This is a genomic window from Thiomicrorhabdus arctica DSM 13458, from assembly GCF_000381085.1.
GTDB lineage: Bacteria > Pseudomonadota > Gammaproteobacteria > Thiomicrospirales > Thiomicrospiraceae > Thiomicrorhabdus > Thiomicrorhabdus arctica.
On record NZ_KB905900.1, the window covers coordinates 198983 to 214337 of the forward strand.

Below are 15355 nucleotides of genomic sequence, written 5' to 3' on the forward strand. Positions count from 1 at the left end.
TTAAAGCCTTTCACTCAATAACGTGCAATGCATGCACGCTATTTTTAAGCAACTCTGCTTCAGCTTTGCTAAAATTTAATCTTTCCGTACAAGTCGTATGCTATGTTGGCACAGCAGCAACTCACCGCTTTAAAAGGCGTTGGCCCAAAACAAGTTGAAAAGCTCCATAAATTGGGGCTTTTTGTCGTCCAGGATTTGTTGTTTCATCTGCCGTTGCGCTATCAGGACAAAACTCGCTTGACCGATTTAGAGAGCGTCATTATCGGCACGGAAGTCTTGATAGAAGGTGACGTTTTTGCGCAAACCCTGAGTCAGGGTCGCCGCAGCAGTCTACTGGTTAAAATCCAGTCACCTTCAGGCACTATTTTAACCCTGCGTTTTTTCCATTTTCATCATAGCCAAGCCCAACAATTTTCCCGCGGCAAAACCATACGCGTATTTGGCGAAGTACGCTCAGGCCCAACGGGTTTGGAGATGGTGCATCCAACTTACGAGTTTATCACGCCTAATGCGCCCTCTGCATTAGAGGACAGTCTTACCCCGATTTACCCAACCACAGAAGGTTTGGGACAGGCTTCCATTCTAAAACTGATTAAACAAGCGATTGTGCTGCTCAAGCAGTACCCACTTGCCGAGTTATTACCGAATGATCTGTTAGACAGCTTACAACTGCCACTGCTCAATGATGCTTTACTCACCTTACATCAACCGTTAGCTACCGACGATTTACAGAAAATAAAACAGTTCGCACATCCGGCACAACAACGCCTGATTATCGAGGAATTGATTAATCAACAAGCCACCATGCAGATGATGCGTGAGCATGAACAAGCGCGTAATGCGCCCGCTTTTCCAATCAGTCAGGCCTGTCAAAGACTCCTCAAAAACTTACCGTTTCAGCTTACAAATGCACAGCAACGGGTCTTGCAAGAGATTCAACACGACTTGAAACAACCACATCCGATGCAACGGTTAGTCCAAGGCGATGTTGGTTCCGGTAAAACAGTAATTGCCGCACTGGCGGCCATTCAGGCCGCCGAAGCAGGTTATCAAGTCGCAGTCATGGCGCCGACTGAGATTTTGGCAGAGCAACACCGCCAAGCCTTTAGTGAATGGTTAGACCCTTTAAATATTCCCACCGCATTCCTAAATGGCCGCATGAAAGCGGCTGAAAAACGCTTCATGCTGGCACAGATAGAAACTGGCACAGCGCAAGTCATTATCGGCACGCATGCACTGTTTCAAGAGGCCGTGACCTTCCACAAACTCGGTTTGGTGGTCATTGATGAGCAACACCGTTTTGGGGTGCACCAACGCCTCTCTTTGCATGAAAAGAACAATCAACAAGATGTGCATACCCATCAGCTGATTATGACGGCAACCCCCATCCCTCGTACGCTGGCAATGACCGCTTATGGCGATTTAGACCTTTCAGTGATTGATGAACTGCCACCAGGGCGTAAACCCATCGAAACCGCCGTATTAAGCAATGAAAAACGTTTTGAAGTCATGCAACATCTGTACGCCAAGTGTAAACAAGGCATCCAGGCCTACTGGGTCTGTCCGCTGATTGAAGAGTCGGAATTATTACACGCCCAAGCCGCCGAAGTCACGGCCAATCAATTTAGCGAACAGTGGCCAGATTTACGGGTCGGCCTGATTCACGGTCGCTTAAAAGGCGAGCAAAAAGCCTTAGTAATGAATGCCTTTAAAACCCATCAACTCGATCTACTGGTCGCAACGACCGTGATCGAGGTTGGGGTGAATGTACCAAACTCGAGCCTAATGATTATTGAAAATGCCGAACGTTTAGGCCTTGCACAACTGCATCAGTTACGAGGACGCGTTGGCCGTGGCGATAAACAGAGCCATTGTGTCTTGCTCTATCAACCGCCCTTGTCGGAAACCGGCAAAGCCCGCTTAAATATTATGCGTGAAACCACCGATGGCTTTAGAATCGCCGAAGAGGATTTAAGAATTCGTGGACCCGGTGAAATTCTCGGTACCAAACAGACAGGTGGTTTACAATTTAGAATCGCCGATTTAAAACGCGACAGCGCCTGGATTCCAGTCGCAAAAGAGTGGGCCAATATTTTAGTACACAATTATCCACAGCTGGTTGAAGGCTTACAAATGCGCTGGGTCGGGCATAAAATTGATTACCAGCATGCTTAACCCCACAGCGCAGGATAAGTCATGACTCAAATTTTTATGCCAGTACACATTGCAATGAATACCTCACTTTCAGTTAAAGAGCACCTTAAATGCCAAACGAACGACTCGCTAAAATCAAAGCCTTAATTCAAGACAAGAAAACCCACACGGTTAGGGGTTGTCCCTCATTTTGGAAACCCGCTCGTTTGATTCAGCGTGTCACGAGCTCGTCTACGATTCAATCCTGGTTAAACACCAAAGTGTCGCTCACCCAACGGCTTCGCCAACACTGTCCAACCCTGCAAGTTCTCGTGCTCTCTGAACAAACTGAGCGCCCACTATTGGATGAAACCACCGCTTTGGGTTTGCAACCAAATGACCAGGCCTGGGTAAGGTGTGTTTTGTTGCAGTGTGCGAATCAAAACTGGGTCTATGCTAGAACCGTCATACCAAATCTGACGCCTGAAAGCCCGTGGAGTGCCTTACAAAAACTCGGCAATAAACCACTGGGTGAAGTATTGTTTGAGTTACCAAGCATTCAACGTACCCCTTTCGAGTTCACTCGCCAAACCTTAAGCAGTTGGCCTTATTTAAGTGAGCAACTTGAGGCAGAACAGAGCCAAGCCAAAGGCTATGCTAGGCGTTCGATCTTCACCCAAAAAGAGGCACCTTTATTACTCACTGAGGTGTTTCTACCCAGATTAACAGGTCAATAAATACAAATAAAACCTTATTATTCAACAAGTTATGTCGTAAAATATGTTATAATTAAGTTTATAAGATCCATAAACCTATCATCTAAAAGGATACGAATAATGAAGCGAATGAATTTAGTTTTTCTAAAAAGATTAAGACAAAACCTAATAAATTTTAGTAAGAAAGCAACTAGAGGATGGTGTCTCTTATTCCCTAAAGGGAATAAGAGACACCATACCACATTTAGTCATTAAAATAAACCTAAGTGCAATATATTGGGGTTTTAAGCTAAATTCATTTAAGCCTTTCTCGAAGCCTCTTAACAATTGTGTTTAGGGCTCGTATTTTCAGAAGAACCTCAATGGATGTAGATTATGATTATCGATACATTAGAAAACTGGCCGCTTTACCCACTTGGCTCAGCATGGAAAACGGCTTTCGAATTTTTGGCCACCTTAACGCCGGAATCGTAAGAGAAGAAATACACCCTACAAGGCGATGACATCTTTGCCATGGTCATGAGCTATGAAACTCAGGCCCCAGAGACCGCCATCCTTGAATCTCACCAAAAATATGTAGACATTCAAGCGGTACTCGTAGGTGCGGAACGATTCGAATGCGCATCCCGAAAGGGATTGGAGGTTGAAACGCCCTATGATTCCAAAAAAGACGTTGTGTTCTATCAAGCGACCTCTCCTCGTCCAGTGAAGGTGGATCTCTTTCCAGGAACATTTATCCTACTTTACCCAGAGGATGCGCACATGCCGACTCTGATGGTCAACGAGCAAGCTGAACAGGTTAAAAAAGTGGTGATCAAAATAAAGTTAGAACTGCTAAAATAATCAACCGTCAAACGATGATTGAGACGTCATATTTAAGTCTTTATACATCACAGCCAAAACAGGCTTGTTAGATGAGACCGCGTTATACAAGACCATTAAAAGCTTGTGCTGGCATAGCTGAATGTGTGGAGTTAACGGCTCTTGAAAGTAGAGCCGTCAATGAAATCCGCCCGTGAGAGGGCAGATAATAAGAGAGGTAATGTGTAATTGCTGAGTATTGAAGACTAAGCGGATGGGTTTAACGTAAAACGTTCACGAAGAATTTTGGCCGCAGTGACCATATTTTCTAAGGCTGGTTCAGTCTCTTTCCAAGCACGCGTTTTTAATCCACAGTCAGGATTTACCCATAACCGTTCAACGGGAATATTTTGAGCGGCTTTTTCAATCAGAACGACCATCTCTTCTACCGTAGGCACATTCGGTGAATGTATGTCATAAACACCCGGTCCAATTTCATTTGGATAATGAAAATTGACAAATGCATCTAACAAGGTCATTTGTGATTTAGAGGTTTCAATAGTAATCACATCTGCATCCATATCCGCGACAGCTTGAATAATGTCATTAAACTCGGAATAACACATATGAGTATGGATTTGCGTCGTGTTTTTAACCCCAGAGGTCGTTAATTTAAATGAATTCACAGCCCAACGTAAATAGTCATCCCAATCCCGCTGCTTCAAAGGTAAGCCTTCACGTAAGGCCGCTTCATCAATCTGAATCATTTCGATGCCCGCTGCTTCCAAATCTAAAACCTCATCGCGCAAAGCCAAAGCAATTTGATTACAGGTCACTTCACGAGGCTGATCATCACGAACAAATGACCACTGCAACATTGTCACTGCACCCGTCAACATGCCTTTCATAACTTTATTGGTCAGACTTTGTGCATAGCGTGACCAAGCGACGGTCATCGCCGATTCACGAGAAACGTCACCATAAATAATCGGCGGTTTCACACAACGCGATCCGTAGGACTGCACCCAACCAAATTGGGTAAATGCATAGCCACTTAGCTGTTCGCCAAAATATTCCACCATGTCGTTACGTTCTGGTTCTCCGTGCACGAACACATCAATATTCATGCGTTCTTGACGATCGACCACATCTTTAATTTCAGCCTGCATCTGCTTAACATACTGTGCTTCCGTTAGCTGCTCTGACTTAAAGGCCCGTCTGGCCTGACGTATTTCGGCCGTCTGCGGAAATGAACCAATGGTCGTCGTGGGAAACAGAGGTAAATTGTATTTAGGTTTTTGTACCTTAACGCGTTGTGTATAAGGATTTTGGCGCTTAAGTGCGATGGAATCTAATTTGGCCAACCTCTCTTGTACCGCCTCATTATTGACCATACTAGAGTGAGCACGTGCTTCGATTATTTTGGCATTTTCGGATAGTTGAGACTCTACATTGTGGCCTGCCAGAGCTTGAGAAAGCAATGTAACTTCAGAAAGTTTCTGTTTAGCAAATGCTAAATAACCTGTCAGTTCATTTGACAATCCCTCTTCAGAATCGAGATCAACGGGTACATGCAATAAAGAACAACTGGGTGCAATCCAGAGATTATCTTGAAACTTCTGCTTAGCTGTTTTTGCACTCTGTAACGCATGGTTTAAGTCGGACTTCCAAATATTGCGTCCATCCACTAACCCCAGGGACAGTACTTTATCGGCTGGAATCGCATCCACGATTTCTGCCAATTGAGTTTTACCCCAAACGGCATCGATATGAATGCCATCTACCGGCAAACAACTCACGAGAGAGACATGCTCGCCTAGTGTTTCAAAATAAGAGGCAAGCAATAACTTAACCTCTGCTTTGGCGAGTACACCATACGCTTGAACAAAAGCTTCTTGCCACTCAGGCTCAAGTTCTAAGCTTAAAATAGGCTCATCAATCTGTACCCACTCAATGCCCTTTTCTGCCAGACGTGCTAATATTTCCTGATAGACAACAAGTAATTCAGGCAAACGGCTCAGTTTAGAAATAGTTGTTTCTTTATTTTCTGCTAAAAACAGGTAGCTGACAGGCCCGATTAAAACAGGCTTCACCTGAACATTTTGCCCATCATTTACAATGTGTAATGCCTCATCTACCTCATCAAACAGGCGTGTATCCGTTAATTTAAAAACCGTATCCTGTTCAAACTCTGGCACGATGTAATGGTAGTTGGTGCCAAACCATTTTTTCATTGCACCTGCATAACCGGCTTTTGATTTGGACGATGCATGCGATGCACAACACACATGACCATCATCGGAAGGCGCACGACCTCTTGCCATACGAAATGCGACCTCAATGTTATAACTTTTTTGGCGAAATCGACTTGGAATAACGCCGAGCAAGGTACTCATATTGAGCACTTGGTCGTAATAAGCAAAGTCATTCACGGGTAAGAGTTGAATACCCGCGTTCATCTGAGTTTGATAATTGTGATAACGAATTTCTCGAGCAACGGCCTCTAGCTCTTCAACTGTTTTTTCGCCTTTCCAGTAGCTCTCTAGTGTAAATTTTAATTGACGTTTATCGCCAATGCGTGGGTAACCTAAATTATGTGCTGTCATGATTTTATCCTTTTATCTCTTCACAAGAAGCATGATAGAATGTCATCATCTTGAAAACAAACGAATAAAACTCACTTTAATATGAATTTAATTCATATTAAGACATTGGCCTGAAATAATATGATTGAAATAAAGCATCTACACACCATCTCTATCCTGGCTGAAACCCATTCAGTAAATGCCGCAGCAGATCGTCTTTTTATGACACAATCAGCCTTATCGCATCAAATTAAACAGCTGGAATATGCGCTGGATCTAAAGCTATTTGAGCGAAAAACCAACCCCATTCAATTCACTTCCGCTGGGAAAACACTCCTTAAAACGGCACAGGAAGTGTTGCCTAAATTACAACAAACCCAACAAACTTTATTGGCTTTATCTCAAGGCGAGCTAGGACGTTTATTTATCGGGGTCGATTGTCATACCTGTTTTGAATGGCTACTGCCCATGCTCAGGAATTACCAAGCAAAATGGCCTAATGTCGACTTGGATATTCTGAACTCATTTGGTGAACAACCCTTAAAAAAATTACTCACACAACGCCTTGACTTAGTGATCACTTCTGACCCAGAAGCCTATGAAGAACTCCAATTCACTCCTTTGTTTAGCTATGAATTGGTGGCCGTATTACCCATGAATCATGAGTTAATAGACTCACAATGGTTAGAGCCAGAGAATTTTTCTGCGCAAACTCTGATTACTTACCCAGTCTCACAACAAAAGTTAGATGTCTTTAAACGATTTCTACACCCCCATCAAATTCAGCCACAGACTATTCGTTACTCTGAACTCACTTTAATGATGTTACAACTGGTTGAATCTGGTCGAGGCCTATCTGTTTTACCAAAGTGGCTTATTCAAAGCCAACCTGAATTCTCTCACTTGCCGACCAAAAGTCTGGGGAAAGATGGGATTTGGTCAACGTTACATGCTGCTACGTTAAAAACACAACAGCACCAACCCTATATTCAAGACTTTATTGAGCAGGTTGCCAACAAAATGTCACAGCAATGATGCTGGACGTAATGACGTTCAAAATAGCTGAATATGAACTCTGATTGCACTTAATCAGCATATTTAAGGACAAGAATTGCTTGTAGAAGGTCTATTCAATTGACCAGGCCTGGTCAGTTTGAAAAAGGTTTTTATTTGCAAGCTACAAACACGGGTCAATTTAGACTTAAACACGAGCATAAAAAAGGGAGCCTTGGCTCCCTTTTAAAAACGTACTCAATTGAACCACACTCGTCGCATATCTTCAGGTTTTAAACTGACCGATCAGTTTACCCAATTGCGTTGATAAGTGCCCCACCTGAGAGCTTGAGGCATAGGTTTTAGCTGCACCACTGGCAACGTTTTCCGCCACCGCACTGATTTGACCTATATCTTGATTAACCATTTCGGCCTGTTCGCGTTGACGTCCAGACGCCGTTGCAATCTGAGTATTCATTTCATTAATATGGCTTATAGCAGATTCAATGGCAAGTAGCGATCGTCCTGCATCGCTGGCTTGGTCAACACTTTCATTTGCCTTTTTGCTTCCACGATTCATCACTTCCACCGCTTCAATTGAGGCCGTTTGCAGATGGGCAATAGTCACTTCAATTTCTTTTGCAGATGCCTGCGTGCGACTTGCTAAAATGCGCACTTCATCGGCTACCACGGCAAAACCACGGCCATGCTCACCTGCACGAGCGGCTTCAATCGCAGCGTTTAAGGCTAATAAATTTGTCTGTTCGGCAATATCCTTAATCACCTCCAGAACATTACCGATGGTTTCGCTGTCTTTTTCCAATCGTTTAATGACCACTGCCGCATTCTTGACCTGCTCTGCCAGTTCACCAATTGAGGAGACTGCACTGTTTACAACCTGAGTGCCTTTTGTGGTGGCCGTACTGGCTTCAGCCACGGAGTCAAGCGCGGCTTGTGTATGTTGCGACATTTCCAATACCGTGTCATTCATACTCTGCATAGCAATAACCACATTTTGCGTATCCTGCTGCTGTTGTACAATCCCGGTTTGTGCGGCCTGTGTCTCTGACACCATATCCGCAGAGGCACGACCCAATTCATTTGACACATCTGCAATACGTTTAATCATAGCGCGTAAATTTTGTGACATTAAATTAAAGCTAGTGGCCATATCACCAATAAAATCATGACTTTCCAAGATGCATTTGTGAGAGACATTGTTATTACTAATGGCATTCGCAACTTCTCCAATACGCTTCAATCGTTGTAATAACATTTTATTCAGTAACCAGAAATTTAATAACCCAATAGTGAGCCCGGCGATGATACAGGAGATGACAAACCACACCAACATACCGTCTTTCCACTCTACAAACAAGTTCGCAAAAATCGGGAACAAAACCCCCATCACAAAGCCAAAAGACATAAATGCGAGAAAAATATTCCTCAATATGCTCGGTTTGCTAAAGTCGAATGTAATCATAAGTGTGATGCCCTGTTATTCTAGTAGGATGGAATAGAGTGATAAATTATCTATAGCAATTCTTTGTCCAACTCCCCTAATTCATGGATGAATAAGTTAACAAACTTGCAAGACAGTGATCACAAAATTCAAATACAAGCCCATGATGGGTTTGGTACGACATGGCCGACAGCATAAAAAATGCGTTAATGGGCACGTTTACACACCTTCATTCACCTATAGGCCGACAAATGATCCCTTTGCAAGCGATCTTCCAATCTGTACAATTCATTTCAAATAGCCTGAAACGGCCTAGTCACTCACCATAAAAACAGGAAGGGAAGATGAAATATAACTTAACGACTCTATTCTCTTTATTAACCTTTGTGGGATTAACCCCATCCGCTATGGCTGAAACCCCTTTCATTGCTAGCTTGAACGATTCTCATTGGGATGGAAAGCGGATTCCGGCTGGACAACAGTGCTTAAAATTTGGCGGCCAGCAACCTGCGACGCCCGCTCTAAACATCACTGGCATTCCACAACAAACCAATTTATTGATTTTAGAATACAGTGATCGTAGTTATGAACCCATGAACCATGGTGGACATGGTCGTATGGCCTATGCAATTTCAAGCCCTGCTCCAAACATACAGCTTCCAGCGGTTGCTGGGCATAGCGTTGAACTGCCGACGGGTTTTATGATGCTTGAAGCACACCGGAATCCTAAATGGGATAAAGCAGGCGCCTATATGCCGCCTTGCTCAGGGGGAAGGGGAAACGTATATTATGTGACGGTTAAAGCCGTGCATTATGATGGCGTTAAGACGGTGGTGTTAGCGAAAACCGTATTAGAAATGGGTGAATTTTAAAATAATGGCTGTCAAAAACACTCTATTATTTGAACCAGAAGTGACCTGCGCAACCTGTCAGGCCTGTTGTTGTCGACTAGAAGTGATGTTGATTACCGATACTGGCGTTCCAGAACGCTATATTGAAGAGGATTCATGGGGAAGCCGAGTAATGGCTCGCTTGGATGATGGTTGGTGTGCGGCACTGGACCGCGACACTATGATGTGTAGCATCTATGAACATCGTCCATTAATTTGCCGGGAATTTGCAATGGGTGAATTTGAGTGTCGTACTGAACGCAAGGCCTGCCTGTAAAAGATCAGCCTTCTTTTTGGCCGACTCTACCAACGATTAGTAATCCAGGCAGATTGATAAGGCTCTAAGATAAATTCGCCATATAAATCAGGAATCATCTCACCGCTGAGTAACTCTTTCCACTCATCCATATCAATCAAGTTCAACTGTCCTAAACTCAATACCTGAGACTGATCAGTGACGTTATTGACCACAAAAACACTTTGATCTCGCCGTAAACTTTGTCGCCAAAAACCAAACAATTCATCCGGTAAATGCAGGGTGAACTGAGTCGCATTCGGATGAAAGGCAGGCTGTTTTTTACGAATTTTTATTAAATCACTCAATTTTGTTAACACTTTATGATGCAAAGAGTGGCTATCAACGAGTACCGTAGCTAAGGAATCACTCTGCCATTGATGACGATTGATATCCCGATTGTGTTGGGTTTTCTCCAACGCCTCATAATCGTTTTCAGTGCCGAAAAAAGAGTGGATATAGAGTGCTGGCACGCCTTCCAATGCAATTGCAATCGCATGAGCGCATAACATTCGTTCAACCTGGTAATGATCTTCCCCCTGAAAAGTGCCTTTAAACGCATCAATCAAAGCGATATTGATTTCATATGGATGTTTCTCACCATTTGCCCCATTACGCCAAGAGACTTGCGCACCAAAGGACTGCAAAGTATGAATCATGTTTTGCAACTCTTCCGCATCCAACATACCTTCGGCAGGTCGGACACCAATACCATCATGACTGGCGATAAAGTTAAGGTAAGTTGTGCCCATTTGGGCAGGGGGCATCGACATTAGCCAAGACTTAAGATGTTTTGCTGAACCCGTCAACATCGCATTAATGACTAAAGGTGGTAAAGAGAAGTTATAGACCATATGCGCTTCATTGGCGTTACCAAAATAGGTCAGATTCTCTTTTTTAGGCACATTGGTTTCGGTGATGATAATGGCGTCATGTAGACGGTATTCAATTAGAGCGCGCATCAATTGAACTGCTTGATGGGTTTCAGGCAGATGAATACAAGGTGTGCCAATTATTTTCCACAAGAAACCAATGGCGTCTAGACGAAAAATACTCGCCCCCTTATCGATATAGAGTGAGATTAACCGCATCACGTCTAATAGGACTTTAGGGTTGGCGAAATTCAAATCAATTTGATCATGACCGAATGTGCACCAGACATATTTCTCACCATCAGCCGTCAAGGTCGGTCTGAGTAATGGAGTGGTTCTGGGGCGTACCACTTCAGACCAATCAGTCGTCGGATCAACTACCACGAAATAGTCGACATAATACGGATCACCCTCGATAAACGCTTGAAACCATTTATGTTCACTGGAACAGTGGTTGATGACCAAATCCGCCATGATTTTGTAGTCTTGACTGATCGCGGTAACATCTTCCCAAGTGCCTAAATCAGGGTTGATTATTTCATAATCGCTGACAGCAAAACCGCCATCTGACGTGTAAGGGTAGTAGGGTAAAATATGCACCATCGAAACGGTGTCTTTAAGGTATTTATCTAAGACTTTTTTGAGGGTCTGCAAAGGCACTTCACCGCGATGTTTAATGGTGTTTCCGTAAGTAATCACCATAATATCGGATTCATCCCAGTGCGATTCATGCGATTGTGGTAATGCACAGTCCTTTTCCTGAATACCTGTTGCAGCCACCAATTGTTGCGCTAGAACTTGGGCATCTTCTGCCGGATAGAGCGATTGAATCAGCGGCGTTAACCTTTCAAACAACGCTTCATAAGCGTATTGACAGCGGGGAGTTGTATCCATTTTGCAGACCCTCTTAGTTAATGCATTTATTTCGTCTGAAACTCAGCCATATCCGCGTCAACCGCTGAAGTAATCTCATCTAGAATATCGGGGAATGCCGAAGAGACTCGGTTCCAAGAGGGAATAAAAGGCGTTTCCATCGGCGCTTTTAAAAAGTGACTGCCGGCATTGATAATGTTTTCGGCAAACAGCTCTACCGCGGTCTCTTCCTTATGCACATCCAGCGTTAAGCCATTCATAATGGCGTCATTACGATAAGATTCAATCAAATCTAACGCAATGCGGAAGTAAGAGGCTTTGACGGTACGGAAGCTCTCTTGTGAGAACACAACCCCTTCTGCCGCAAGTTTACGGAAAAAAGCCTTACTGATATCAATCGACATTTTTGAGAGACCTGTCTGCGCATCATCTGCCGAAAGCTCCTGATGTTTGTGGTCATAAATATCAGCGATATCCACTTGGCAGATACGATTAGAGCTGATATTACGTTTCATTTCAGACAGCACTCCAATCTCTAGTCCCCAATCGGACGGAATACGTAAATCAGAAATCACCCCGGTACGGAAGGCAAACTCACCTGCCAGCGGGTATCGATAGGAATCCATGTGGTTCAGGAATTCACTGGCCTTTTCATTATGAATCCCGACAGTGGTCTTTAAGGCGCGAATCAAAGGGGTGACTAACAATCGGGTGACGCGGCCATTCATGGTGTTGTTGGAAATGCGTGTGTAAAAACCCTTGGCAAAAGCATAGTTGAATTGCGGATTAGCGACCGGGTAAATCAGTTTTGCTAATAAGGAGCGGTCATACGTTGTGATATCACAATCATGCAAAGCGACGGCTTCAACCTTGTTGGAGCCTAATACATAACCAATCATATACCAGACATTACGCCCCTTACCTGGCGCTTCTGGTGCGATTCGTTCTGCGACCAGTTTCTTGTGGATGGCTTTCATTCTTGGACCGTCATTCCATATCACTTTAATGCTTTGTGGTAAGACACTGAAAAATTCAAGCGCATGGCGATACTCAGCTTCGTTGGCTCGATCCAAACCGATGACAATCTCCTTTAAATAGGGAACATGCTTCAATTCTTCCACGATCTTAGTCAATGCTGGCAGCTGTAATTCAGAATAAAGACTTGGCAAAATAAGCCCCATTGGCCGCTTTTTACTGAACTTAATCAGGTCAGCATCCATATCTTCAATCGAGCGGTCCATAAGATTATGTAAGGTGGTAATAATGCCGTTTTGATAAAAATCCATACAATTCCCGCCCTGCTTTGGGTCTTTTGATTACAATTTCAACAGTCTTTTATGTTCTCTCAAGCCAATTTAAAACCGCTTGATTCCACCCTGAAGGGCCGTTCTCTTGCGTCAATAGGACATTTGGATGGTTTACTTTAGGGAGCGCATTCACAGGTGAGCGAATAATCACAGGACAATCACTGGCTTCCAATAAGGGAATGTCGTTATCGCCATCTCCTAATGCCATGGTCTGTATCGGTTGTGACCAGGCCTGGTGATAATATTGGGCAAGCCATTGCAATGCCATACCTTTACTGCTTAATCCCATTAAGTGCATGAAACGCCCGCCTTTAATAAGCTGTAGGCCATGTAACTTTAGTGCTTGTTGAAATTTTAGAAGGTTCTCTTCGCTATCCTGCCACAGCAAAGGCTCTGAAAATTGACGTTGCTTGGCTTTGGCTGCTTTGACCCAGCTGAGTCCTGTGCACTCCGCGACCTGCTGAATACTCATCTCCGAAAAGCCGATAAAATTTAATTTGAACTGTTCTTTATAAAAGGATGCCAGTTGTAACATGTCATGCATTGATACCTGGTTTAAGCTGATATATTCAAAACCCTCTCCCCAGGACTGAACAAAACTGTTTTTTGGCAAATATTGGGGTGAGACAGAACCCTCTTCCCAAAAAATACCTGCACCATTTTCAACAATAAAGGGGTAGTGGTTATCTAATTCGGCGCGAAGTTCAATAACTTCTGCTGCAGTTTTACTGGTGCTTAATATCCATGGAATAGCTTGCGCTTTTAATGCGTTTATTGCTGGTAAGGCAGCTGAATAATCATAGTTATGGTGATCCAGTAAAGAACCGTCTAAATCCGTAAATAATAGTTTTCTCAAGTTAGACATTTTTTCTCGATGCTTGCATGATATCCCTCACACCCTCTTGCAAAGAGCGTGCCAAACGTATTTTTACTTATATAATGAACTTTCTATAGACAAGGCCATTACAAAAATAAAAAATTACTTATTTAAATTCAACTACCTACACACTGTAAGCCACCTCCTTACAGACCAATATTAGTAGAAAGTTTAGGCAAACGAATTTAAATAAATCGATCCAAAACAAGACAAACTATGGATTAAATGTCCAAAATAGAGCACATGTTTATTTAGTTTGTGTGCTTACGAAATTAAATGTGAGGTGGTACTGTACGAGTTAGACAGTGTGATAAATGACGTTTTCGCCAGGCCTGATCGCTTTATCATAACGGGAAGAATCTAATGTTTAGAAGAGGTAGGTAGAAAATCGTAGGGTGGTTATTTGTTTGGGTAAAATCGCATTTCTAATTGCAGCATCAAACTTAAATCGGGTGTTTTAAAATTATTGTCTTCGTGCCAAATCGCTCTGGGCTCGAGCTCAGCGAATAACCACTCTTTATAGAGTTTTTCCCGCCAGTTCATTCCGATAGATACATCCGTAAAATGCACATTTTCATTATCCATTTTCCAATTACCACTGACATAGTAGGCATGTACTCTATGTGGATTGATGATGTTGTACCAAATGCCTTTCTGGTTCAGTAAATAATCACCTCTCTCGCGCCACCAAACGCCAGAGGTTTGACTTCTGATGAGATCTTTCGGTTGCCATTGATAATCAAAAACCTGCTGAGTATCAATGGCGGCACCACGAGAACGTTCTAGATAGACATCGTTTGTTATTCGGCTTGATAACTTTTCAGAGAACTTAGATTTAAAACGGGTTCTAAAGCGAGCATAAGGATTGGGATTAATGATATCCGTAAATTTTAAACCAAACCCTAGGTGGCTGAATGAGTCTTTCTTGGCAAACAGCATATAGCGTGCACCAACAGAGGTCGTCTTATCTTCTTCACCGGTAATCGCACGAGATGTAGTATTTGGTTTGTTAGGAGCCGTTTGACCAGATTGGTCATTGTATAAAGAGTCTTCAAAAGAGGTCAGTACTATTTTCCAACGGCGATTCGTTCTCGGTAAGTCAATTTGTGCACGAAAATTTAACCCAGTCGTCATTTTGCCATTATCATAGAATGTCGTTGGCAATAGAATATCTAACTGACTGCCTTTGCGCGTCACATCAATTTGATTATCTCCAAAAAACCGATCGAGACGCTCGCCCGTATCATCGACATATTGACCCATGCTCGCTTGCCACTTTTCCAACTTATTTAACGCTGATTTGAGAGTCGGGCTTTCAATGTCCTGAAAGAGATATTCTGTCGGTTTTTCGGGTATCTCACTCTGGCTAAGATTGCTCTTCTCAAACATCTGATTTTCATCCGAAGAGGTCACTTGGTCTGCAGATTTTACTGGTACTGGCACTGATTCGGACGCTGTTGTTTGTGCAAAAACGCGCTCTGGAAAGATTCCTAAACTACAAAGTAGAGTACAAGTTATAATCACGCATTGGGATTTTCCCACTCTTTTTAT

Annotated in this window: 11 protein-coding genes and 1 pseudogene; 6 read left to right on the forward strand and 6 right to left on the reverse strand. The window is 43.2% G+C overall.

The genetic code is table 11. From position 1 onward, the window contains the following. The first annotated feature begins 102 nt into the window (after positions 1-102). The 3 genes and pseudogenes from recG to F612_RS12785 all read left to right on the forward strand — a co-directional run. Positions 103-2175: an ATP-dependent DNA helicase RecG gene (gene recG, locus F612_RS0109400; protein WP_019557513.1), complete on the forward strand. Its 2073-nt coding sequence runs from the start codon at positions 103-105 to the stop codon at positions 2173-2175. Between the two features lie 89 nt (positions 2176-2264). After that, entirely contained in the window at positions 2265-2870 is a 606-nt protein-coding gene (locus F612_RS12520; RefSeq protein ID WP_019557514.1) for a chorismate--pyruvate lyase family protein, read from the forward strand. A gap of 471 nt (positions 2871-3341) precedes the next feature. Beyond that, positions 3342-3692: pseudogene (locus tag F612_RS12785) on the forward strand (YhcH/YjgK/YiaL family protein); the annotation flags it as partial. A 224-nt stretch (positions 3693-3916) separates the two neighbouring features. Here F612_RS12785 and metE read toward each other — a convergent pair. Then, entirely contained in the window at positions 3917-6256 is a 2340-nt protein-coding gene (metE, locus tag F612_RS0109415) for a 5-methyltetrahydropteroyltriglutamate--homocysteine S-methyltransferase (protein WP_019557517.1), read from the reverse strand. A gap of 120 nt (positions 6257-6376) precedes the next feature. Here metE and F612_RS0109420 point away from each other — a divergent pair, with 120 nt between their 5' ends. Beyond that, positions 6377-7270 (forward strand): LysR family transcriptional regulator, encoded by an 894-nt coding sequence (locus F612_RS0109420; RefSeq protein WP_019557518.1) that lies wholly within the window; start codon positions 6377-6379, stop codon positions 7268-7270. Between the two features lie 244 nt (positions 7271-7514). Here F612_RS0109420 and F612_RS0109425 read toward each other — a convergent pair whose 3' ends face one another. Then, positions 7515-8711 (reverse strand): methyl-accepting chemotaxis protein, encoded by a 1197-nt coding sequence (locus tag F612_RS0109425; RefSeq protein WP_033394637.1) that lies wholly within the window; start codon positions 8709-8711, stop codon positions 7515-7517. A gap of 323 nt (positions 8712-9034) precedes the next feature. Here F612_RS0109425 and F612_RS0109430 point away from each other — a divergent pair, with 323 nt between their 5' ends. Both F612_RS0109430 and F612_RS0109435 read left to right on the forward strand, forming a co-directional pair. Beyond that, positions 9035-9562: a hypothetical protein gene (locus F612_RS0109430; RefSeq protein ID WP_019557520.1), complete on the forward strand. Its 528-nt coding sequence runs from the start codon at positions 9035-9037 to the stop codon at positions 9560-9562. A gap of 4 nt (positions 9563-9566) precedes the next feature. Continuing rightward, positions 9567-9857: a YkgJ family cysteine cluster protein gene (locus tag F612_RS0109435; RefSeq protein WP_026329715.1), complete on the forward strand. Its 291-nt coding sequence runs from the start codon at positions 9567-9569 to the stop codon at positions 9855-9857. Between the two features lie 26 nt (positions 9858-9883). Here F612_RS0109435 and F612_RS0109440 read toward each other — a convergent pair whose 3' ends face one another. From F612_RS0109440 to F612_RS0109455, 4 genes are all read right to left on the reverse strand, one after another. After that, on the reverse strand, positions 9884-11641 hold the full coding sequence (locus tag F612_RS0109440; protein WP_019557522.1) for a sugar phosphorylase: 1758 nt from the start codon (positions 11639-11641) through the stop codon (positions 9884-9886). A gap of 26 nt (positions 11642-11667) precedes the next feature. Then, on the reverse strand, positions 11668-12906 hold the full coding sequence (locus F612_RS0109445; protein ID WP_019557523.1) for a glycosyltransferase family protein: 1239 nt from the start codon (positions 12904-12906) through the stop codon (positions 11668-11670). Between the two features lie 49 nt (positions 12907-12955). Then, on the reverse strand, positions 12956-13792 hold the full coding sequence (locus tag F612_RS0109450) for an HAD-IIB family hydrolase (protein ID WP_019557524.1): 837 nt from the start codon (positions 13790-13792) through the stop codon (positions 12956-12958). 411 nt (positions 13793-14203) lie between these two features. Next, the gene (locus F612_RS0109455; RefSeq protein WP_157760528.1) at positions 14204-15328 is read right to left on the reverse strand and encodes a hypothetical protein; all 1125 of its coding nucleotides are present in this window, start codon (positions 15326-15328) and stop codon (positions 14204-14206) included. Positions 15329-15355: the final 27 nt, after the last annotated feature.

Excerpts from the sequence above, each read along its gene's own strand:
- F612_RS0109440 (WP_019557522.1), bottom strand. The coding sequence starts at position 11,641 with ATGGATACAACTCCCCGCTGTCAATACGCTTATGAAGCGTTGTTTGAA.
- F612_RS0109450 (WP_019557524.1), bottom strand. The coding sequence starts at position 13,792 with ATGTCTAACTTGAGAAAACTATTATTTACGGATTTAGACGGTTCTTTA.
- F612_RS0109435 (WP_026329715.1), top strand. The coding sequence starts at position 9,567 with ATGGCTGTCAAAAACACTCTATTATTTGAACCAGAAGTGACCTGCGCA.
- F612_RS0109425 (WP_033394637.1), bottom strand. The coding sequence starts at position 8,711 with ATGATTACATTCGACTTTAGCAAACCGAGCATATTGAGGAATATTTTT.
- F612_RS0109445 (WP_019557523.1), bottom strand. The coding sequence starts at position 12,906 with ATGGATTTTTATCAAAACGGCATTATTACCACCTTACATAATCTTATG.
- metE (WP_019557517.1), bottom strand. The coding sequence starts at position 6,256 with ATGACAGCACATAATTTAGGTTACCCACGCATTGGCGATAAACGTCAA.
- F612_RS12520 (WP_019557514.1), top strand. The coding sequence starts at position 2,265 with ATGCCAAACGAACGACTCGCTAAAATCAAAGCCTTAATTCAAGACAAG.
- F612_RS0109430 (WP_019557520.1), top strand. The coding sequence starts at position 9,035 with ATGAAATATAACTTAACGACTCTATTCTCTTTATTAACCTTTGTGGGA.
- F612_RS0109420 (WP_019557518.1), top strand. The coding sequence starts at position 6,377 with ATGATTGAAATAAAGCATCTACACACCATCTCTATCCTGGCTGAAACC.
- recG (WP_019557513.1), top strand. The coding sequence starts at position 103 with ATGTTGGCACAGCAGCAACTCACCGCTTTAAAAGGCGTTGGCCCAAAA.